Here is a 20,653-nt window from a genome sequence, read left to right as displayed (position 1 = left end):
CGCGCCCGGCGGCTCATGCCGCGTCACGCGCGCCACGCCGGCGGGCGCTTCTCGAGGAACGACGCGACGCCTTCGCGCGCCTCGGCGCCGGCGCGCGTCCGTGCGATCCACCCGGCGGTCTGTTCGATCAGCGCGGCGTCGAGCGTGCGGCCCGCGACGTCGCGCACGAGCGCCTTGCACGCGCGCACGGCCTGCGGGCCGTTCGCGCACAAGGTCTCGGCGAGCCTGGAAACGGTCGCGTCGAGCGCATCGGCAGGCACGCACTCGTGGACGAAGCCGAGCTGCGCGGCCTTCGCGCAGTCGAACACTTCGGCCGTCGCGAAATAGCGGCGCGCGGCGCGCTCGCCCATCGCGCGCACGACGTATGGCGCGATCGTCGCGGGAATCAGCCCGAGACGCGCTTCCGACAGGCAGAATTTCACGTCCTCGGCCGCGACCGCGATGTCGCACGCGGCGACGAGCCCGACGCCGCCCGCGTACGCGTCGCCGTGCACGCGCGCGATCACGGGCTTCGCGCAGCGGTGGATCGCCTCGAGCATCCGCGCGAGCCGGCGCGCGTCGGCGCGGTTCTCGTCGTCCGAGAAGCCCGCCATCTTTTTCATCCAGTTCAGGTCCGCGCCCGCGCAGAACGCCGGGCCGCGCGCGGCGAGCACGACCGCGCGCAGCGCCGGATTCGCGTCGATGCGGTCGAACGCGGTCGTCAGCTCGGCGATCATCGTCTCGTTGAACGCATTGCGCACGTCGGGACGCGCGAGCATGACGGTCGCGACGCGGCCGTCGTCGGTCACTTCGATCGTTTCATGGCGCATCGTCGGCTCCTCAGCTCCGTCACATCCGGAACACGCCGAACCGCGTGTCCTCGATCGGCGCGTTCATCGCGGCGGCAAGGCCCAAGCCGAGCACGTCGCGCGTCTGCGCGGGGTCGATCACGCCGTCGTCCCACAGGCGCGCGCTCGCGTAGTACGGATGGCCCTGGCGCTCGTACTGGTCGCGGATCGGCTGCTTGAACGCCTCTTCGTCTTGCGCCGACCACTCGCCGCCCTTCGCCTCGATCCCATCGCGGCGCACGGTCGCGAGCACCGAGGCCGCCTGCTCGCCGCCCATCACCGAGATGCGCGCGTTCGGCCACATCCACAGGAAGCGCGGGCCGAACGCGCGCCCGCACATCCCGTAGTTGCCCGCGCCGAACGAGCCGCCGATGATCACCGTGAACTTCGGCACCTTCGCGGTCGACACGGCCGTCACCATCTTCGCGCCGTGACGCGCGATGCCTTCGTTCTCGTACTTGCGGCCGACCATGAAGCCGGTGATGTTCTGCAGGAACACGAGCGGGATCTTGCGCTGGCAGCACAGCTCGATGAAATGCGCGCCCTTCGTCGCCGATTCGGAGAACAGAATGCCGTTGTTCGCGACGATGCCGACCGGGTGTCCCCAGATGTGCGCGAAGCCCGTGACGAGCGTCGTGCCGTAGCGCGCCTTGAATTCGTCGAATGCGGAATCGTCGACGATCCGCGCGATCACCTCGCGCACGTCGAACGGCTTCCTCGTATCGACGGGAATCACGCCGTACAGGCTTTTCGCGTCATGGCGCGGCGGCAGCGGCTCGCGAAGCGCGAGCGGCGCCGCGCCGCGCGCGCCGAGATGGCCGACGATCGTGCGCGCGATCGACAACGCATGCGCGTCGTTCTGCGCGAGGTGATCGGCCACGCCGGACAGGCGCGTGTGCACGTCGCCGCCGCCGAGATCCTCGGCGCTCACTTCCTCGCCGGTGGCCGCCTTCACGAGCGGCGGCCCGCCGAGAAAGATCGTCCCCTGGTTCTTGACGATGATCGATTCGTCGCTCATCGCGGGCACGTACGCGCCGCCCGCGGTGCACGAGCCCATCACGACCGCGATCTGCTCGATGCCCGCGGCCGACAGGTTCGCCTGATTGAAGAAGATTCGGCCGAAATGATCGCGGTCAGGAAACACGTCGTCCTGATTCGGCAGGTTCGCGCCGCCCGAATCGACGAGGTACACGCACGGCAACCGGTTCTCGGCCGCGATCTCCTGCGCGCGCACGTGCTTCTTCACGGTCATCGGATAGTAGGTGCCGCCCTTGACGGTCGCGTCGTTGCAGACGATCACGCACTCGCGGCCCGCGATCCGGCCGATGCCGGTGATGATGCCCGCGCCCGGCGCGTCGTCGTTGTACATCCCGTACGCGGCGAGCTGCGACAGCTCGAGGAACGGCGCGCCCGGATCGAGCAGTTGCGCGATCCGGTCGCGCGGCAGCAGCTTGCCGCGCGACAGATGCTTGTCGCGCGCGGCCTGCCCGCCGCCGAGCGCCAGCCGGTCGACCTTGTCGCGCAGATCGGCGACGAGCGCCTCGAGCGTCGCGGCGTTCGCGCGAAATTCGTCGGAACGCGGGTTCAGCTTGGATTCGATGATCGGCATCGCGTGTGCTCCGCGCGCGGGGTCAGGCCGTTTCCGCGAACAGCTCGCGGCCGATCAGCATCCGGCGGATCTCGCTCGTGCCGGCGCCGATCTCGTAGAGCTTCGCGTCGCGCCACAGGCGCCCGACCGGATATTCGTTGATGTAGCCGTTGCCGCCGAGGATCTGGATCGCCTCGCCCGCCATCCACGTCGCTTTTTCCGCGGTGTAGAGAATCACGCCCGCGCAGTCCTTGCGCACCTGGCGAACGTGCGCGCCGCCGGCCGGGGCCATGCCGCCCGCGTCGAGATGGCGGCCGACCGCGTACAGATACGCGCGGCACGCCTGGAACGTCGTGTACATGTCGGCGATCTTGCCCTGGATCAGCTGGAATTCGCCGATCGGCTGACCGAACTGCTTGCGGTCGTGGACGTACGGGATGACGGCGTCGAGGCAGGCGGCCATGATGCCCGTCGGGCCGCCCGCGAGCACCGCGCGCTCGTAGTCGAGCCCGCTCATCAGCACTTTCACGCCGCCGTTCAGCTCGCCGAGGATGTTCTCTTCCGGCACCTCGACATCCTCGAACACGAGCTCGCCCGTGTGCGAGCCGCGCATCCCGAGCTTGTCGAGCTTCTGCGCGACCGAGAAGCCCTTCATCCCCTTCTCGACGATGAACGCGGTGATGCCGCGCGCGCCGGCGTCGGGCTCGGTCTTCGCGTAGACGACGAGCGTGTCGCAGTCCGGGCCGTTCGTGATCCACATCTTCGTGCCGTTCAGCACGTAGCGGTCGCCGCGCTTGGCCGCGCGCAGCTTCATGCTGACGACGTCCGAGCCCGCGTTCGGCTCGCTCATCGCGAGCGCGCCGACGTGCTCGCCGGAGATCAGCTTCGGCAGGTACTTGCGCTTCTGCGCTTCGGTGCCGTTGCGGTGGATCTGGTTCACGCACAGGTTCGAGTGCGCGCCGTACGACAGCCCGACCGACGCCGACGCGCGCGAAATCTCCTCCATCGCGACCATGTGCGCGGTGTAGCCGAGACCCGCGCCGCCGTATTCCTCGGCGACCGTCATTCCGAGCACGCCCAGCTCGCCGAACTTGCGCCACAGGTCCATCGGGAACTGGTCGGTGCGGTCGATCTCGGCCGCGCGCGGCGCGATTTCCTTCGCGGCGAAATGGGCGATCGAATCGCGCAGCATCTCGATGTCTTCACCGAGCATGAAGTTCACGCCGGGCAGGTTGCTCATGTCTCCTCCGTCTCCAGGAAGTCCTTGGACGCGCCGATTATTGAGTCCAGCTCAAATCGACGATTCCATCGGTTCATTGCCATATGTTGCGGAAATTTTCGCTAGTTTCGCGCTTGACCCGCACGATCGTCAATAGTTTTTTGAGCAACACTCAGCTATGATCGGAAGCATCGCGACGACACCCGATTCCGCAGGAAACCCCGTATGACCGCCACTCAGAAAACCGACCGCGCGGACGCGCCGCGCGCGCCCGCCGGACGCAAATCGCAGCAGCGTGTGCAGGACATCCTGCGCGCCGGACGCGAAATCTTCGCGGAGAAAGGCTACGAGCATGCGACCGCGGCAGAGATCGCGCAGCGAGTCGGCGTGTCGGAGGCGACCGTGTTCAGCTACTTTCGCGGCAAGCGGGAGCTGTGCGCACGCGTGATCGCCGATTGGTACGACGAAATCATCGACGCGTTCGAGACCGGGATGCCGCGCGACGCGTCGGTGCGCCAGCAATTCGCATTCATCGTCCGCACGCACCTGCGGCTGATGCTCGTGAACGGCACCGGCCTGTGCGCGCTGGTGCTGTCCGAAGGGCGCGCGAAGCAGCACGCGCTCGCCGACGAACTGACCGCCTTGCAGCGCCGCTACACGGCGCCGCTGATGGACGTGCTCGCGCGCGGACAGGCGGCGGGACAGGTGCGCGCCGACATGCCGCTCAGCCTGTTGCGCTCGATGGTGTTCGGACCGATGGAGCACGTGCTGTGGGATGCGATCCTCGGGCATCGCAAGCTCGATACCGAAACGACGGCCGGGCAATTGATCGATCTGCTGTGGGCGGGATTGCAGCCGCCCGCGCCGGAAAACGCCGCACTCGTGCGCTTCCGGAGCGACGTCGCGGACGCGGTGAGGCGGCTCGACGAAGCGTGCGCGCAGGCGGAGCGCGGAGCAGCGGCGTGCCGCAAGGCGGAAAAGCCGGCGTAGCGGCGACGCGCGCCGGCGAGCACCCGCGCGGCCCCAGTCCGGCACGCTAGCGGGCAGCGGACTCCGGCAACTTCGCGATCACCTTGATCTCGAACTGAAAGCCGTAGAGCCACGTCACGCCGATACCGGTCAGCGTCGGGTGCGGCGCATCCCCCCAGTAGTCGGCGGCGACCTTCCAGATCGCGTCGAAGCGTTCAGCGGGATCGACGACGAAGATCGTCACGTCGACGACATCGTCGAACGTGCAGCCGGCAGCCGAGAGAATCGCGTTCAGATTGCCGAACGCGAGCCTGACCTGCGCGTCCAGATCCGGCTCCGGGGAACCGTCGGGCAGGCTGCCGACCTGCCCCGACACGAAAAGAAAACCGTTGGAACGAACGGCCGGGGAATAGCGGTTTCGCTCGTACAGCGCCTGACGCTCGGGCGGAAATACGACATCACGTGCGGACATCAATCTCTTCCTTGAATGTGAATGGATCGGTTGCGAACGGCTCGACCGTCGCGATCGGCAAGCCGACGCTCGACACGCGGGCGATGCATGACTGCGGGACGACATCGCCTCGCGCTGAACGAGGCGGCGCGCCGGATCGTTGCGGCCGATATCGCATCGGCGCCGTCGGCCGACCGCGCATCGCGATGGAAAGACTGTAAGGGGTTCGTCACGTCCGGATAAACAGGCAAGACGTACAATCACTGTTTGCCGTCGCCAAACAAACTCTGAAACGCTGGACGCAGGGAGCCAAAGTGGATCGCTTCGATGCTTTGCAGGCCTTCACCCGCGTGGTCGAGGCCGGGAGCTTCACCAAGGCCGCACAGACGCTCCACATCAGCAAGACCACCGTGACTCAGTTGATCCAGCAACTGGAGGCGCGGCTGCGTGTCAAATTGCCGAATCGCACCACACGTCAGGTCAAGCTCACAGCCGACGGCGCCGCGTATTACGAGCGCATCGCGCAGCTGCTCGCCGACCTGGAGGATGCCGACGCCAGCCTGTCGAGCGCGTCGGCGTCGCCGAAGGGGCGTCTTCGCGTGGACGTTCCCAGCCCGTTCGCCCTCATGATTCTCGTCCCCGCGTTGCCGGCATTTCATGCGCGCTATCCGGACATACAGCTCGACATCGGCGTCAGCGACCGAATGGTGGACCTGATCGGCGATAACGTCGATTGCGTGCTGCGCGGCGGCGACCTTCCCGACTCTTCGCTGATCGCCCGTCGCATCGGCGAGCTGCGGCTCGGCGTTTACGCGGCGCCGCATTATCTGGACGCAGCCGGCACGCCGTCCCATCCTCGCGAACTGAACGGCACGCATCATCGAATCGTGGGCTTCCTGAGCCCACGCAGCGGCAGAGTCGCTTCGGTCGCGCTTCGGTCGCGCTGCGGCGCGATGGCGAGCGTGGCGAGAGCATCCGGATCGAAAGCCGCTATGCGGTCGCCATCGATGACGGAAACGCGTACCTCGCGGCAGGGCTCGCGGGCCTCGGCGTTCTCTGGCTGCCGCACTACATGGCGGAAGCGCCCGCCGCGCGACGCGAGCTGGTGCCGCTATTCGACGATTGGAAACTCGAGCCCATGCCGATGTATCTGGCGTATCCGCCCAATCGGCACCTCGGCATGAAGCTGAGGGTGTTCATCGCATGGGTGGAAGAGCTGATGGCGCGACATGCGCCGATTTCCGCCGCACGAGATCGGCGACATGGTGCGGCCGGCGCGCGCGATCCGCGTCGCCGAGACGCATAGAACCGCATCGGCCGATTGGAACGCCGCGTCCGCGGCGCCCCCGTTGGCGGCGCGGTTCGTGCGCGCATGGAAATCGCGAGACGCATCGCTCGAGCGCCGGCCGCGACATGATCGACGCGCGAAGATCGGCGGATGAAGACGCGTGCCCCGCACGCCCGCGGTCTCGTGGGCCGGCGGCACGCGCTCAAGAATGATCCGCCTGCCGCCGGCACGGATCGCCTCGACAGCCGACGGATCGCTCGCCCCTTCTCCCGCTAGCGCTTTGTTGAAGCCGCGCAGCGCAATTCACGACGCGCCTGTCACTGGCCAAGGCTCTCGCTTCGCCAATGCTCCCGAAATCGCGCTTTATCGGTCGATTCAAATCTGCTCTTCAAAAATCGCAACCGCAATTACGCGAGACGAATATCCAATTCGCCGGGGCAAAGCGCAAACAAAATGCGGCCGAAGATTTTCATCGACAGAATTCCCGAGCGTCTCATTCGCCCCGAGACAAATCTTCACACGAATCCGGTCGACATTACCGGGTTAACCATGAGACGATCCGCGACTCATTAGATTTTCGTCGCTACTCGCCGCATGAATTTCCCGAAATCGCGCGCGGCACTGGCCGTGATCCTGCTGGCGGCGTGCATGAGCGCGGGAGCGCAGCCGCTCGCCGGCTCGCCGTCGAGCGCAACGCCGGCATCCCGAGCGACGCCCGCGCAGACACGCCCGCACACGCCACCGCCCGCCAATACCCGCCTTCATTCGCTGCCGGCTCCGAGTCTCGCGTCCCAAACGCTGTCGACACACGCGCCGCCTGACGCGAAGCCGCAGTACACGGCCCCGCTGCAGCGCAATTTCGCGTTCGCGCAGGACAACGACCGACAGCAAGCGTGCGACGAGCTGGCGTCGAAGATCGACAATCTGGCGCGCCACGCGGAAGCGGCCGCGCGCTCGGCCCCGCCGGCGCTGCTCGCGCCGAGCACGATCAACAGTTCGACACCGTGGAAAGTCCCCGCGCCGCCCGTCTACGAGCCGCCGCCGTCGCGGCCGCTGCCGTCCGCGAACAGCCGCGCGCCGTCGAACTTCGCGCCGCCCCCTTCCGGCTACGGAAGCCGTCCGTGGGCGCATAAGCCATACCCGGCCACCGAGAAGGACGCGAAGGAACAACGCGAGCGCAGCGAGCGGCAGATCGAGCTCGAAACCCGTTATCGCCAGTTGCACTGCCGTCCCTAGACGCCGCGCCGTCCGCGCGCGCGGCGAGCGACGCCGCGCTCATGCACGCGCGGACGCCGGCGGGTAACATGTCGTCGACCGCGGCGCGCGCAATGCGCGCCGCTCTTCTCTCGACGCCCTCGCCATGACCGCCCGACAACTGACGCCCGCCCTCGCCTCGCAATTCGCGAACCTCGCGCTCGGTCACCTGACGCGCGAATATCCGAACAAGCTCACGCATTCGCTCGCCGGCCCGGAAGACGTGCGCGGACCGCGCGCGCTGCATCCGATCTTCTACGGCAGCTACGACTGGCATTCGTGCGTGCACGGCTACTGGCTCGTCACGCGGCTGCTCGATCGCTTTCCGGACCTGCCGGAAGCGCAACAGATCGTCGCGACCGTCGACGCGCACTTCACCGCCGACAATGTCGCTGGCGAAGCGGCGTACCTCGATCTGCCGCACAACCGCGGCTTCGAGCGGCCGTACGGCTGGGGATGGCTGCTCGCGCTGTCCGCGCAGCTCGCGTCGATGACGTCCGAAACGGGCCGCCGCTGGTCGGCGACGCTCGCGCCGCTGACCGGCATCTTCGTCGAGCGCTTTATCGAGTTCCTGCCGAAGGCGACTTATCCGCTGCGCGTCGGCACGCACTTCAACACCGCGTTCGCGCTATCGCTCGCGCTCGATTTCGCGCGGCAGACGCGGCATCCGGCGCTCGAAGCGCTGATCGTCGACACCGCGCGGCGCTGGCATCTGCGCGACGCGAACTGCCAGGCGTGGGAGCCGAGCGGCGACGAGTTCCTGTCGCCTGCGTTGATGGAGGCGGAGCTGATGCGGCGCGCGCTGCCGGCGGCCGAGTTCCTGACATGGTTCGACGCGTTCCTGCCGTCGCTCGCCGCGCGCGAGCCGGCGACGCTCTTCACGCCGGCCACCGTCACCGATCGCACCGACGGCAAGATCGCGCACCTCGACGGCCTGAACCTGAGCCGCGCGTGGTGCCAGCGCTCGCTCGCGCGGGCGCTGCCGGACGGCGATCCGCGCCAGGCGGTGCTCGCCGACGCGGCCGACACGCATCTCGCGAGCGCGCTCGCGCACGTTGCGGGCGACTACATGGGCGAGCACTGGCTCGCGTCGTTCGCGCTGCTCGCGCTGGAGGCCTGAGTCGGGCGGCGGAAATGCCGCGATTGAATTCGGCGTGGCGCGAAGCCGGAGAGCTGCCGCAAGTCGAGCGAGCTGTGGCGGCGGGTCGAGAAAGCTCGCGGCGAATCGAGAGAACTGTCTCCGATCGGGCAAACTCGTCGCAAATCGGGCGAGCCGCCGCAGTTCAGGAAAGCTCGTCGCGAATCAGGCGAGCCGCCACGGATCGGAAAAGCCGTCGTGGGTCGCGTCGAATGCAAGACACGCGCGGCTTGGGCTCGCCTGCAGCTTGGGCTCGCCCGTCCGACGCTCGGCGCCACGCCTTGCACGCCGGAATCGGGCATAGCCGCGTGGATCGCGCCGAAAGCCAGCGCCGGACGCGCTCGCCGCCAAGCCGAACGGCACGCGTGCACGCTTCGAACGCGAACGCCCCCACGCACGCGCCGCCCGCCCGTCGCGCATCAATGCGAAATCGCCTCGAGCGCGATCCCCTTGGTTCTCGGCCCCATCAGCCCGATCGACGCCATCACGATCGCCATCGCGCCCGCGATGAACACGAACACGCCCGGCGTGCCGAATCCTTTCAGCACGGCCGCGATCGCGAACGACGTGAAGATCGCCGAAAAGCGGCTCCACGAATAGACGAAGCCGACCGCGCGCGCCCGGATCGCGGTCGGGAACAGCTCCGCCTGATACGCGTGGAAGCTGTAGGACATGATGTTGTTCGCGAGCGTCAGGCACACGCCGAGCGCGACGAGCAGCCACGCGGCCGACGCCTGGCTGAACATCAGCCCCGAGATCATCGCCGCGCCGGCCATCGCGACGATCGCCGTCTTGCGCTCGAAGCGATCGGCGATCGCGAGGCCGATCAGCGGCCCGATCGGCGCCGCGAGCGCGATCACGCTCGAATACATGAGGCTCGTCGTGACGGTGATCCCCTGCTTGATGAGGAGCGTCGGCACCCAGTTCGCGAAACCGTAGAAGCCGACGGTCTGGAACACGTTGAAGATCGTCATCATCACCGTGCGCTTGCGGTACGGCGGCGCCCACATGTCGCGGAACCGGCCGCGCGGCGCGACCGGCTCGGCGGGCGCGGGCGGCGGCAGCGGCCGGCCGTGCTCCGCCTCGACCCTCGCCTCGAGCGCGGCGAGCACGCGCTCCGCCTCGTCGAGCCGGCCTTGCTGCGCGAGCCAGCGCGGGCTCTCCGGCAACTGCCGGCGAATCCACCAGACGAAGATCGCGCCGTGCGCGCCGATCAGCACGACCCAGCGCCAGCCGTCGAGGCCGAACGGCGCACGCGGGACGAGCAGGTACGCGAGCAGCGCGACGACGGGCACCGCGACGAAGCCGACCGCCTGCTCGCACGCGAACGCGCGGCCGCGAATCTGTTTCGGGACCAGCTCGGAGATGTACGTGCCGATCGTCACCATCTCGACGCCGAGCCCGAGCCCGACGACGAAGCGCCAGAAGTTGAGGCCCGCGGCGGTGTCCTGGAACGCCATCACGATGTTCGCGGCCGTGTACCAGAGCAGCGACCACGTGAACACCGCGCGGCGGCCGAAGCGGTCGGCGAGAAAGCCGCACGCAATCGTGCCGATGAACAGCCCGGCAAACAGCGCGGCGATGAAGCTCGCGACGCCCGTCGTGCCGAACAGGCCGTGCGTCGTCGCGGTCAGGATGCCGCTCTTCACGAGGCCGGGCGCGACGTAGCCGCTATAGAGCAGATCGTAGAGCTCGAAGAAGAAACCGAGGCTCAGCAGCGCGACCAGTTTCCAGACGCTGCGGGTGGGCGGCAGGCGGTCGAGGCGCGCCGAGATGACGCCGGCGTCGATCGTCGTCGCGGACGCCGACGCCGACGCGCGCGAGGCGCTTTCCGTTGAAGCCATGGCGGGAGTGTCTCCGAATGTCGTTGTGGCGAATGACGGCCGTGCGCGGCCGTTGGGGTTTCGGGCATTTTACCGGCCGGGCGGCCTGCGACCCAACCGCATCGCCGCCTCGCCCGAATCCGCTCGACGGTCGAGCGGCCCGCCCTTCCGATGCGCCCGGCGCGCGCATCTGCGCCGTTCTCACGCGTCAGGCGTCGCTGCTGCGCGACGCCGCGATCAGCGCGGCGAGCGACTGCCGCTGCCGCCCTCGCGCGTCGAAATTCTCCGCGGCGAGCCACTGCCGGAAGGCCGATCGCAACGCCGGCCATTCATGATCGACGACCGAATACCACGCGGTGTCGCGCGACCGCCCCTTATAGACGACGGCCTGCCGGAACACCCCCTCGCACGTGAAGCCGTAGCGAAGCGCCGCCGCGCGCGACGGCGCGTTGAGGCTGTCGCATTTCCATTCGAAGCGGCGATAGCCGAGCTCGTCGAACACGCGCTGCATCAGCAGGAACATCACTTCGGTGCCCGCGCACGTCTTCTGCAACAGCGGCGAATAGGCGACGAACCCGACCTCGGTCACGCCGTTCGCCCGGTCCGTCCGCATCAGCGCGCAGGTGCCGACCGCCTTGCCCGTCGCCAGATCGACGATCGCATGGTGCAGCGGATCGTCGGTTTCGGCCGCCTTCGCCAGATACGCGCGATAGCTCGCGGCGTCGGCAAAGGGGCCGGCGCTCATGTACGTCCAGTCGCGGCCGTCGGCGGCCGATGCATACGCCGCATGCAGGTCGTCCGCGTGCCGGCTCACGTCGACCGGCTCGACCCGGCAGAACCGGCCTTGCATCGGCGTGCGCGGCGGCGCGGAACGCGGCTGCCAATCGGGCACCGGCGCGCCGATCGGCTGCCCGAATTCGTTGGTGAAAACGCTGTCACTCACTGGCTTGTCCCGGAACGTTGGATGGATCGCGGATTCGCGCCGAAGCCTGCTCGAAGTCTGCTCGAAGACCTCGGACTGCCGCCGCCGACGCATCGACGGCGGATTCGATTGTAAAAGGCATCGACGAGACATGCCGCGTCGGCGCCCGCGAACGGGGGCGTCGGTCGACGAAGTCCGTTTGCGCATCGGCGAGCGACTCACGGAATGTATCGTCAGCCAGGTCGCGATGGAAGCAGACTCGCGGAAAATCAGACCGGCCGTTCCGCTCAATGGAATGCCGCGCGTCGATGCCAAGCGATGAAGCATGGCGGCGCGACGCGAACAGCGTCGGTGCGCGACATCGCATGTCGTCGAGGTCGCGCTTCGCATTTCGCACGACGAGCGGCGCATGACGCACTGCGAACTGCGAACCGTGAGTTGCGAGCTGCGAACAGCAAATAGCGAACAACGCGCGGTAAGCAGTGGGCGGTGGGCGGCAAATGGCAAATGGCAAATGGCAAGCAGAAATCGTACGAAATACGCGAACCATCGAGGAATGCAAACCTGCGCCGCCGCTTGCAAGGCTCGACGAGCATCCACTCGGACAGCCGCCGAAAGCGTGCGTGTGCTGCAAACGCGCACGCGTCAAGAAACCTGCGCGGCGACCCGCATGGAACGTGGCGCGGTGATGATCGGCGACGTCCCGCCGCCGTCCCCATCCGCGCAAGGACGTGCGAAAACGCTAGACTTATTGAATGTCGGCTGTCGCGTTAGCCCACCCGAACCGCCGCCGAACCAACCCGGCGCGATCTGACTCGTCGATTTTTGCGCACGCCGCGTTCGGCGCACGGTTTCACGCATGCCCCGGCAATTTCGGCCCGGCCGCAAGAAAGAAACCCGAACGGCGCACGGCAACCGCCGCCGCGCCCGCCGTCCCGATCTCAAGTGCCCGCAACCGCCGGCTGCGGCGTCCGCTTCAGCGCGCCGACCGCAACCGCCGTCACGAGCGTCCCGACGACGATCGCCAGCGCATACACGCCGAGATGCGTGACCGCATTCGGAATCGGCAGCACGAAGATCCCGCCGTGCGGCACCTTCAGCTCGGCGCCCGCCGCCATCGAGATCGCGCCCGTCACCGCCGAGCCGGCGATGCACGCGGGAATCACGCGCATCGGATCGCGCGCCGCGAACGGAATCGCGCCTTCGGTGATGAACGCGATGCCGAGCACCGCGGCCGCCTTCCCCGCTTCGCGCTCCTCGGCGCCGAAGCGCTGGCGGAACAGCCAGGTCGCGAGCGCGATGCCGAGGGGCGGCGTCATCCCGGCCGCCATCGTCGCGGCCATCGGCGTGTAGACGTGGCTCGCGATCAGTCCCGCGCTGAACGCATACGCGGCCTTGTTCACCGGACCGCCCATGTCGACCGCCATCATCCCGCCGAGGATCAGCCCGAGCACGACCGCGCTGCCCGCCTGCATCGAGCGCAGCCAGCCTTCGAGCGCGTGCAGCGCGGCCGCGACGGGCGAGCCGACCACGTAGATCATCAACAGCCCGACGATGAGCGTCGACAGCAGCGGAATGATCAGCACCGGCTTCAGCCCTTCGAGGTTGCGATGCAGCTTCAGATGCCGGTTGATCAGGAGCGCCGCGTAGCCCGCGAGGAAGCCCGACGCGATCCCGCCGAGAAAGCCCGCATTCAGGCTCGCGGCGAGCATCCCGCCGACCATCCCCGGCGTGATGCCCGGCCGGTCGGCGATCGAATATGCGAGGTAGCCGGACAGCGCCGGCACGATCAGCGCGAACGCCGACTTCGCGCCGATCTGGAACAGCGACCACGCGAGCGTGCCCTTGTGTGCGTCGTCGAACGCGTAGATGCCGCCGAGCGCGAACGACAGCGCAATCAGCAGGCCGCCCGCGACGACGAACGGCAGCATGTACGACACGCCCGTCATCAAATGTCGATACGGGCCGCCCGCTTTCGCGGCGCGCGCCTGCTTCGCGGCCGCGACCTGATCGGCGAGCGCCGGCGCGCCCGCGCCCGCCCCGGCGCCCGCCGCCGCGCCGCCTTCGATGCGCGCCTCGGCGATCGCCCGCCCGATCAGCGCCGCGCCCTTGCCGATCGCGCCCTTCGTGCCCGTCTCGTAGAGCCGCTTGCCCTTGAAGCGGCGCTTGTCGACCTGCGTGTCGGCGGCGATCACGACGAGATCCGCTTCGGCGATCTGCGCATCGGTCAGCTTGTTCTGCGCGCCGACCGAGCCCTGCGTCTCGACGTGGATCGCATGGCCGAGCGCCTGCGCGCCTTGCGCGAGCCCCTCGGCCGCCATGAACGTATGGGCGATGCCGGTCGGGCACGACGTGATCGCGACGATCTTCAGCGGACGGGCGTCGGCCGACGCCGCAATCGGCGCGCGCGGCGCTTCGGCAACGCCGGAACGCGCCGCCGCGAGCGACGCGGCCGGCGCGCCGCGCACCGCTTGCGCCTCCGCTCGCGAAGCAGCCGATACCGCGCCGCCGACGGGCGCCGCGCCGTTTGCCGCGTGTGCGGACGCATCCGCGACGGCCGCCTCGGACGCGCAGCCCGCCGCGCGCGCGAGCACCGCGTGCGCGTCGCGGATCGCGTCGTCGACCGACACGCGGTGAATCGTCTTGCCCGCGAACGGCGCTTCGTCGATCGACGCCGGGTCGTCCGCCGCGATCAGCACGGCGCTCGCCGCGTCGATCTGGTCGGCGGACAACGGTGTCTGCACGCCGAGCGCGCTGCGCGTTTCGAGCGCGAGCGCGATGCCGCGCGCCTGCGCCGCGCGGTTCAGCGCGTGCGCGGCGAAGGCCGGCGCGGCCGTCCGCGCCGGCGCCGCCACGAGTCCGATCAATTTTTCCATGCGTGCCTCCGGCCTGCCGGCTTATGAATGAACGACGCCGTCCGCCGCGGCGGTCAGCGTGAAAGTCTCGACTTCGACCTGCGCGGCGAGTGCGTCGAGCGTCGTGCGATCGGGCAAATGCGGGCCGACGCGCGCGAGCTTCGCAGCCGCGAACGCGGTGGCGCGACGGCCCGCGTCGCCCCACGCGCGCGCTTCGGTCAGGCTCGCGACGAGCCCAGCGACGAACGCATCGCCCGCGCCGACCGTGCTCGCGACGGGCACGCGCGGCGGCGTCGCGCGGAAGATCCGATAGATGGCCGGATGCGGGGTGGCGCGTTGCGGCGAGGTCGGCGCGCCTGCGGTTGTCGATGTGGGTGATGCCGATACGGGCGATGCCGATGCGGGCGATGCAATCGATGCGGGCGATGCCGAACGTACCATCGACAACAGCCGCCCTTCGGATCCCGGCGATGCGGTCGAAGATGCGAGCGCGTCCACGGTCTCCAGCTTCGACGACTTTGTCGCATCGAACGTCCGCGATCCGACCGATGCCTTCGATGCCGCCGGCGCTTCCGATACTTCCGATACTTCCGATACCTCCGATGCGCCCAAAGCCCTCGCCCCGACATCCGCCGCGACGCCCAACGCGCCCTTCGCGCCAAGCGACACGACGACATACGCGATCCCGCGCGCGGCAAGCTCGCACGCCGCACGCACGATCGCGTCCTCGTCGCGCAACGCGCGGCCGAGCGCCGCTTCGAGCTCCGCGAGATTCGGCTTCACGAGATCCGGCAACTCGCGCGGATCGTCGGCCGCGAGCGCATCGGCGAGCGGCGCGCCGCTCGTGTCGAGCGCGACGCGCGCGCCCGCGCCGTGCAGCGCGCGCGTCGCGCGCCGGTAGAACGACGCGTCGACGCCCGGCGGCAGGCTGCCCGCGAGCACGAGCCAGCGGCCGGGCGCCGCGAGCTCGATCATCCGGCGCTCGAGCGCCGCGACGTCGGCGGGCGTCGGCAGCGACGTCGCGAGATTGATGTCGGTCGTCTCGCCGCGCGCCGAATCGACGAGCTTCACGTTGATCCGCGTGCGCCCCGCGATCCGCACGAAGCGGTCCGCGATCTGCTTGTCGGCGAACATCGCGTCGAACGCCGCGCTGTCGGCCGCGCCGAGCAGCCCGGTCGCGATCGTCGCGATCCCGTAGTCGGCGAGGCAGCCGGCGACGTTCACGCCCTTGCCGCCCGCGTTGAATTCGAGCGACTCCGCGCGGTTCACGTCGCCGAGCGTCAGGTTGGACACGCGCACGGTCTGGTCGAGCGCCGGATTCGGCGTCACGGTCACGACGGTCGTCATGCGGCCACCCGGATCTCGGCCGAATCGAGCGCGCGCACCGCATCGACGTCCGCGCAGTCGAGCGCGCGCCGCGCGAGCGCCTGCAGCGCGTCGAGCCGCGCGCCGCGCAGCCGCGTCTTCACTGCGGCGACGTCGCGCGCGCTCATCGACAGTTCGTCGACGCCCAGGCCCGCGAGAATCGACGCGCCGAGCGGATCGCCCGCGAGCCCGCCGCACACGCCGACCCACTTGCGATGACGGCGCGCGCCGTCGACCGTCTGCCGGATCATCCGCAGCACAGCCGGATGCAGGCTTTCGGCGAGCCGCGCGAGCTCCGGGTGCTCGCGGTCGATCGCGAGCACATATTGCGTCAAGTCGTTCGTGCCGATCGAGAAGAAGTCGACGACCTGCGCGAAATGATCGGCGAGCGCAGCGGCCGACGGCGTCTCGACCATGATGCCGAGCGGCACCTTCGGCGCGTCGAGCTCCGCGCGCACGGTTTCGGCGAGCGCGATCGCCTCGCGCGCCTCGTCGAGCGTCGACACCATCGGGAACATGATCCAGAGCGGCCCTTCCTTCGCCGCGCGATAAAGCGCGCGAAGCTGCGGCACGAACAGGTCGGGACGCCGCAGGCACAGGCGCAGCCCGCGCACGCCGAGGAACGGATTCGATTCGTGCGGCAGATTCAAATACGGCACCTGCTTGTCGCCGCCGATGTCGAGCGTGCGAATGATGAGACGCCGGCCGCCGCTCGCGTCGACCATCTGCTTGTAGCACGCGTATTGCTCGTCCTCGTCGGGCGCGTCGCGGCGCTCGAGAAACAGGAACTCGGTGCGCATCAGGCCGACGCCGTCCGCGCCCTGCGCGAGCGCGTCGGCGACCTGGCCCGGCCGCGTGATGTTCGCGCCGATCTCGAGCACGTGGCCGTCGAGCGTCGCCGCAGGCAGCGCGCGGTTCGCGCTCGCGCGCCGCCGCTCCTCGAGCAGGCGCTGCTCGACCTGACGCGCGCGCTCGGCGTCGCGCGCCGACACGCCGACGTACAGCCGCCCCGCGTTGCCGTCGAGCACCGCGCGCGCGCCGTCGGCAACCTCCATCAGCCTCGCGCCGCACGCGACCGCCGCCGGCACGCCGAGCGTGCGCGCGAGGATCGCCGTGTGCGACGTCGGGCCGCCCGCGACCGTGCAGAAACCGAGTGTCACGGCTGGGTCGAGCCGCGCGGTGTCGGATGGTGTCAGGTCTTCGGCGATCAGAATCGACGGCGCGTTTGCGTCGCCGCCGCCACCCGTCGCGTCGCCCGCGCCCGTCTCGCCGAGATGCCGCAGCACGCGCCGCGCGACGTCGCGCAGGTCGGTCACGCGTGCGGCGAGGAGCGAATCAGGCAGCGCGGCGAGCCGTTCGGCCTGTGCTTCGGCGGCCTGATGCCACGCCCACGCGAGCCCGTGCCCGTCGACGATCAGTCGCGCGGTCTCGCCGAGCAGCTCGGTGTCGTTCAGCAGCTCCCGCTGCGCGACGAAGATTTCGCCTTCGGCCGCGCCGAGCCGCGACGCGGTCTCGCGCGCGAGCGCGTCGAGCTCGGCGGCGGTCTCGATCAGCGCCTGGTCGAGACGACGCGTCGCGTCGAGCGTGTCGCCCGGCCTGTCTTCGATGTCGACGCGCGTCGCGCGCAGCACGCGCACCGGCCCCGTCACGAGGCCCGGCCCCGCGCCGATCCCTTCGATCGCGGTCGCAGGATCCTCCGGCGTCCACAGCGCGGGCTGCACGCTCTGCCGGCGCGCCTGCGCGGCCGCCGCGCGCGCATGCTCCTCGGCGGCGAGCGCTTCGATCGTGCGTGCGAGCGCCGCGAGCGCGTCGGCCGCGTCGACGCCCTGCGCGGACACGACGAGCCGCGCCTGCGGGGTCGCGCCGAGCTGCAGCAGGCTGACGAGGTTCTTCGGATCGGCGGCGACGTCGCCATGGCGCACGCGCAACGCCGCCCGATACCGCTTCGCGGTCGCGACCCACGCGCTCGCGGGCCGCGCGTGCAGGCCGTGCGGGTAGTCGAGGATCACGTCGACCTTGTGCGCGTAGTCGGCGGGCGTCGCCTCGACGACGGCGGCGCCTGCCGCGCGCGCTGCGCCCGCGCCGTTCAGCGCGTCGACGATCGCTTGCGGATCGCGCGCGGCGAGCAGCCGCTCGAGCTGCGGCGGATCGCCGATCAGCCGGGTCAGGCGCTGCAACAGCGCGATGTGTTCGTCGGACTGCGCGGCGATCGCGACGATAAGACGCGCGCGCTCACCGCCCTGCCACTCGACGCCGTCCGGCACCTGCAGCACCGCGACGCCCGTGCGGCGGATCAGATGGCGATCCTCCTGCAACCCGTGCGGAATCGCGACGCCGCTGCCGAGATACGTGTTCGACACGGTCTCGCGGCCGTGCAGGCTGTCGACGTAACCGGGCTCGATGACGCCCGCCGCGACGAGCAGCGCGCCGGCCTGGCCGATCGCATCGTGTTTCGAGGCGGCCTTCGCGCCGAGCCGGACGAGTTCCGCGGTGAGCAACGGCGGCATCGCGTCTCCTGAGATCAATCGTTGGAATGTGCGTATTGAAATCGATACCACTTTCACCGTCAAGCGTTCCCTGATTTCAGGAAACTGCGTGAAATGTACGACGGCCCTCGCTAGAATAGCCAAAAGGCCTGTCCACGGGCGGCGGCGGCGTATGCGCCAGGCAGTGTTTCCGTCACCCGGATTCAGGGTAAATACCGATCCGAAAAGAAATCGATTCCAGTTGCCATGGCGTTACGAATCAAGGATGTCGCGGAAGCAGCGGGCGTGTCGGTCACGACGGTCTCGCGCGTGCTGTCGAACAACGGTCCGGTGCGCGACACCGTGCGCCGGCGCGTGCTCGAGGTGATCGAGCGGCTCGATTACCGGCCGAACGCGGCCGCGCGCCGGCTGCGCTCGGGCGATACCGCGACGATCGGCCTCATCGTCTCCGACGTGCGCAACCCGTTCTTCACCGAGGTGAGCCGCGCGGTCGAAGACGCCGCGTATGCGCAAGGGATGCGCGTGATCCTCTGCAACACCGACGAGAATCCGGAAAAGGAAGCGATGTATCTGCGACTGATGGAGAGCGAGCGGGTGACGGGCGTCATCTATTCGCCGACGTACGACGCCGCGCGGCATTTCGATGCGCGCGCGCACGCGTTTCCGGTCGTGATGATCGACCGCGCGGGGCCGGCGGGCGTGGCCGATGCAATCACGCTCGACAACCGCGACGCGGCGACGCGGCTCGTCGAGCACCTCGTCGAGCGCGGCTACCGGCGCGTCGCGGGACTGTTCGGCAACGCGAGCACGACCGGCCGCGAACGACATGCGGCGTTCGTCGACGCGCTGCGCCGCCACGCGTTGCCGGCCGAAGCGGAGTTCGTCGATCCGCATCCGCAGGCCGCACATGCGCGCGTGCGCGCATGGCTCGCGGGCAACCCGGCCGCGCGGCCCGACGCGATCGTCGCGAGCAACGGCCTGCTGCTGCTCGGCGCGTATCGCGCGCTGCGCGAGCACGGCGCGCGCGTGCCGGACGATGTCGCGCTCGCGGGCTTCGACAACGACGCGTGGACGGATCTCGTCACACCCGGCGTGACGGTGATCGCGCAACCCGTCTACGAAATCGGCAAGAACGCGATGCAGTTGCTGACGCAACGGCTCGCCGATCCGGCGATGTCCGCGCGCACGCTGGTACTGCCCGGGGAGTTGATCGTGCGGGGCTCGACTGCGGCGCGAGCGGACGCGTAAGCGCTCAGCATGCCGGAGCAGCCTGTCCACGGCCCGGTGCGGTAAAGCCGACGAGCCGCAGCCTTCGTACGTGCCCGCCGTTCGTGAACCATGTTCAGCGCCGTTCGCGCATCGACACGATGGCATGCCGCGCTCGCCGCGCGTCTTGTCCGGGCGACGACCACGCATGACGGAATCGAAACCCGAGGCGCACTGGCGTGAAGCGGCAAATTCCGCCCGCCGCCGTCAAAAAAACCCATTCCCCAACAATGTCAAGCTAACAAAAATGGTGGGTATTCGCCACTGAATAAATCCTAATCTCTAGTCGAGAGATGGTCGGCACGGCTCTCACATTCAAATTAAATCCGTGCTTTTCGAGGAGTCACAAAATGAGCCAATTTGTCGATGTCCTGGAGGAAATGCGCACGCACTACAAATCCTCGCTCGGTCAAACGTCGCCTCGTCGCTATGCCGCATCGCAGCATCTTGCTTCTTATTTCAGTGCAGCGCAGGCGTCTCCCGCGAAGCTTTCGGCGCAGGAAAACGATTTGCTGAAGGGTTTGCAAATCGACGCTCAATCGTCGGGGCAGGAAGAAGCGAGCGGAATCGAAACCGGTATCGTCCGCGCAACCGAAGCACTGAAGAGTTCAGGAGCGTCTCCCGCTTCCGTCGAAGAATTCAAAAAGAAGATGGAAGAACAGAGAAAAAAGGCGAAGGAGGATTCCAACACGAGAATCGACAAGATTTTCGACACGGCGATCAAAATCGGACTGGAACACCCTGAACTTCAGCACCCCATTGTTGCGTTGATGGATAAGATCGGCAACTTCTTCAATGATCTTTTCAACAAGATTGCGGATTTCATCGTGGGCGTCGTAAGAGATGTCGTCGCGTGGCTCCACAACGCCTGGGACAGCATCAAAAGTACGTTCAAGGGAATCGCGGGATGGATATCCGGCTGGTTCTGACGCCCCGCACCATCATTTGCCGATCCGCTTTCGCGCCAAGCGTCGGCCTCGACGAAATACGACAAGCCGTCGGCCTTCGCTACCGGGCCGCGATCCCGGCAAACGCTCGCCGAACGCACGCGTCGGCCTGACATGGGCGGCTGCGTGCAGCGACGATCGGAATCGGCGCGTGCCGGAAGCGCGACAGGAAAAAGGCTCGGAATCGACCCCGAGCCTTTTTCTTCGGGCGGCGCGCAAGCGGACCACACGCGCGCCCTTCCGAACCGCCGTGCT

15 protein-coding genes and 1 pseudogene are annotated in these 20,653 nt (G+C 68.6%); 6 read left to right on the top strand and 10 right to left on the bottom strand.

The annotated features are described in order from the left end of the window. Positions 1-23: 23 nt before the first annotated feature. Genes WS69_RS06390 through WS69_RS06380 form a run of 3 tightly spaced genes read right to left on the bottom strand, consistent with a single transcriptional unit; the run spans position 24 to position 3,655 of the window. The gene (locus tag WS69_RS06390) at positions 24-809 is read right to left on the bottom strand and encodes an enoyl-CoA hydratase/isomerase family protein (protein WP_059469960.1); all 786 of its coding nucleotides are present in this window, start codon (positions 807-809) and stop codon (positions 24-26) included. A 19-nt stretch (positions 810-828) separates the two neighbouring features. Continuing rightward, positions 829-2,436: a carboxyl transferase domain-containing protein gene (locus WS69_RS06385; RefSeq protein WP_059469959.1), complete on the bottom strand. Its 1,608-nt coding sequence runs from the start codon at positions 2,434-2,436 to the stop codon at positions 829-831. A gap of 22 nt (positions 2,437-2,458) precedes the next feature. Then, positions 2,459-3,655: an isovaleryl-CoA dehydrogenase gene (locus WS69_RS06380; RefSeq protein WP_059469958.1), complete on the bottom strand. Its 1,197-nt coding sequence runs from the start codon at positions 3,653-3,655 to the stop codon at positions 2,459-2,461. Positions 3,656-3,859: 204 nt separating this feature from the next. Here WS69_RS06380 and WS69_RS06375 point away from each other — a divergent pair, with 204 nt between their 5' ends. Beyond that, positions 3,860-4,624: a TetR/AcrR family transcriptional regulator gene (locus tag WS69_RS06375; protein WP_059469957.1), complete on the top strand. Its 765-nt coding sequence runs from the start codon at positions 3,860-3,862 to the stop codon at positions 4,622-4,624. 46 nt (positions 4,625-4,670) lie between these two features. Here WS69_RS06375 and WS69_RS06370 read toward each other — a convergent pair whose 3' ends face one another. After that, positions 4,671-5,075, bottom strand: coding sequence for a RidA family protein (locus WS69_RS06370; RefSeq protein WP_059469956.1), 405 nt, complete (start codon positions 5,073-5,075; stop codon positions 4,671-4,673). A gap of 293 nt (positions 5,076-5,368) precedes the next feature. On the opposite strand from WS69_RS06370, the pseudogene WS69_RS06360 reads away from it, so the two are divergent. The 3 genes and pseudogenes from WS69_RS06360 (at position 5,369) to WS69_RS06345 (ending at position 8,716) form a co-directional block, all read left to right on the top strand. Beyond that, positions 5,369-6,360: pseudogene (locus tag WS69_RS06360) on the top strand (LysR substrate-binding domain-containing protein). 576 nt (positions 6,361-6,936) lie between these two features. Continuing rightward, positions 6,937-7,578, top strand: a complete 642-nt coding sequence (locus WS69_RS06350; protein ID WP_059469953.1) for a hypothetical protein — start codon at positions 6,937-6,939, stop codon at positions 7,576-7,578. A 124-nt stretch (positions 7,579-7,702) separates the two neighbouring features. Further along, positions 7,703-8,716 (top strand): DUF2891 domain-containing protein, encoded by a 1,014-nt coding sequence (locus tag WS69_RS06345; protein ID WP_059469952.1) that lies wholly within the window; start codon positions 7,703-7,705, stop codon positions 8,714-8,716. Between the two features lie 437 nt (positions 8,717-9,153). On the opposite strand, the gene WS69_RS06335 is transcribed toward WS69_RS06345, so the two are convergent. The 6 genes from WS69_RS06335 to ptsP all read right to left on the bottom strand — a co-directional run bounded on the left by WS69_RS06335 (position 9,154) and on the right by ptsP (position 18,206). Beyond that, on the bottom strand, positions 9,154-10,578 hold the full coding sequence (locus WS69_RS06335; protein WP_059469950.1) for an MFS transporter: 1,425 nt from the start codon (positions 10,576-10,578) through the stop codon (positions 9,154-9,156). 187 nt (positions 10,579-10,765) lie between these two features. Then, on the bottom strand, positions 10,766-11,500 hold the full coding sequence (locus WS69_RS06330; RefSeq protein WP_059469969.1) for a GNAT family N-acetyltransferase: 735 nt from the start codon (positions 11,498-11,500) through the stop codon (positions 10,766-10,768). Further along, positions 11,493-11,897 (bottom strand): hypothetical protein, encoded by a 405-nt coding sequence (locus tag WS69_RS34025; protein ID WP_197419218.1) that lies wholly within the window; start codon positions 11,895-11,897, stop codon positions 11,493-11,495. Before WS69_RS34025 ends, WS69_RS06330 begins: the two co-directional genes overlap by 8 nt. 523 nt (positions 11,898-12,420) lie before the next feature. Then, on the bottom strand, positions 12,421-14,355 hold the full coding sequence (locus WS69_RS06325; RefSeq protein ID WP_059469949.1) for a PTS fructose-like transporter subunit IIB: 1,935 nt from the start codon (positions 14,353-14,355) through the stop codon (positions 12,421-12,423). A 21-nt stretch (positions 14,356-14,376) separates the two neighbouring features. Beyond that, the gene (locus tag WS69_RS30300) at positions 14,377-15,681 is read right to left on the bottom strand and encodes a 1-phosphofructokinase family hexose kinase (RefSeq protein ID WP_082715993.1); all 1,305 of its coding nucleotides are present in this window, start codon (positions 15,679-15,681) and stop codon (positions 14,377-14,379) included. After that, positions 15,678-18,206 (bottom strand): phosphoenolpyruvate--protein phosphotransferase, encoded by a 2,529-nt coding sequence (gene ptsP / locus WS69_RS06315; RefSeq protein ID WP_059469948.1) that lies wholly within the window; start codon positions 18,204-18,206, stop codon positions 15,678-15,680. The genes WS69_RS30300 and ptsP overlap by 4 nt, the downstream gene beginning before the upstream one ends. A 225-nt stretch (positions 18,207-18,431) precedes the next feature. Between ptsP and WS69_RS06310 the strand changes: the two genes are divergently transcribed. Next, on the top strand, positions 18,432-19,433 hold the full coding sequence (locus tag WS69_RS06310; protein ID WP_059469947.1) for a LacI family DNA-binding transcriptional regulator: 1,002 nt from the start codon (positions 18,432-18,434) through the stop codon (positions 19,431-19,433). A gap of 368 nt (positions 19,434-19,801) precedes the next feature. Further along, positions 19,802-20,380, top strand: a complete 579-nt coding sequence (locus WS69_RS06305; RefSeq protein ID WP_059469946.1) for a hypothetical protein — start codon at positions 19,802-19,804, stop codon at positions 20,378-20,380. Positions 20,381-20,653 lie beyond the last annotated feature (273 nt).

The sequence above is a fragment of the Burkholderia sp. BDU5 genome, assembly GCF_001522845.1.
Lineage (GTDB): Bacteria > Pseudomonadota > Gammaproteobacteria > Burkholderiales > Burkholderiaceae > Burkholderia > Burkholderia mayonis.
This window is presented reverse-complemented; position numbering and strand designations above follow the sequence as displayed.

What these genes read in the sequence shown, in the direction of transcription:
- WS69_RS06390 (WP_059469960.1), bottom strand. Translation starts at nt 809, where the DNA reads ATGCGCCATGAAACGATCGAAGTGACCGACGACGGCCGCGTCGCGACC.
- WS69_RS06385 (WP_059469959.1), bottom strand. Translation starts at nt 2,436, where the DNA reads ATGCCGATCATCGAATCCAAGCTGAACCCGCGTTCCGACGAATTTCGC.
- WS69_RS06380 (WP_059469958.1), bottom strand. Translation starts at nt 3,655, where the DNA reads ATGAGCAACCTGCCCGGCGTGAACTTCATGCTCGGTGAAGACATCGAG.
- WS69_RS06375 (WP_059469957.1), top strand. Translation starts at nt 3,860, where the DNA reads ATGACCGCCACTCAGAAAACCGACCGCGCGGACGCGCCGCGCGCGCCC.
- WS69_RS06370 (WP_059469956.1), bottom strand. Translation starts at nt 5,075, where the DNA reads ATGTCCGCACGTGATGTCGTATTTCCGCCCGAGCGTCAGGCGCTGTAC.
- WS69_RS06350 (WP_059469953.1), top strand. Translation starts at nt 6,937, where the DNA reads ATGAATTTCCCGAAATCGCGCGCGGCACTGGCCGTGATCCTGCTGGCG.
- WS69_RS06345 (WP_059469952.1), top strand. Translation starts at nt 7,703, where the DNA reads ATGACCGCCCGACAACTGACGCCCGCCCTCGCCTCGCAATTCGCGAAC.
- WS69_RS06335 (WP_059469950.1), bottom strand. Translation starts at nt 10,578, where the DNA reads ATGGCTTCAACGGAAAGCGCCTCGCGCGCGTCGGCGTCGGCGTCCGCG.
- WS69_RS06325 (WP_059469949.1), bottom strand. Translation starts at nt 14,355, where the DNA reads ATGGAAAAATTGATCGGACTCGTGGCGGCGCCGGCGCGGACGGCCGCG.
- WS69_RS30300 (WP_082715993.1), bottom strand. Translation starts at nt 15,681, where the DNA reads ATGACGACCGTCGTGACCGTGACGCCGAATCCGGCGCTCGACCAGACC.
- ptsP (WP_059469948.1), bottom strand. Translation starts at nt 18,206, where the DNA reads ATGCCGCCGTTGCTCACCGCGGAACTCGTCCGGCTCGGCGCGAAGGCC.
- WS69_RS06310 (WP_059469947.1), top strand. Translation starts at nt 18,432, where the DNA reads ATGGCGTTACGAATCAAGGATGTCGCGGAAGCAGCGGGCGTGTCGGTC.
- WS69_RS06305 (WP_059469946.1), top strand. Translation starts at nt 19,802, where the DNA reads ATGAGCCAATTTGTCGATGTCCTGGAGGAAATGCGCACGCACTACAAA.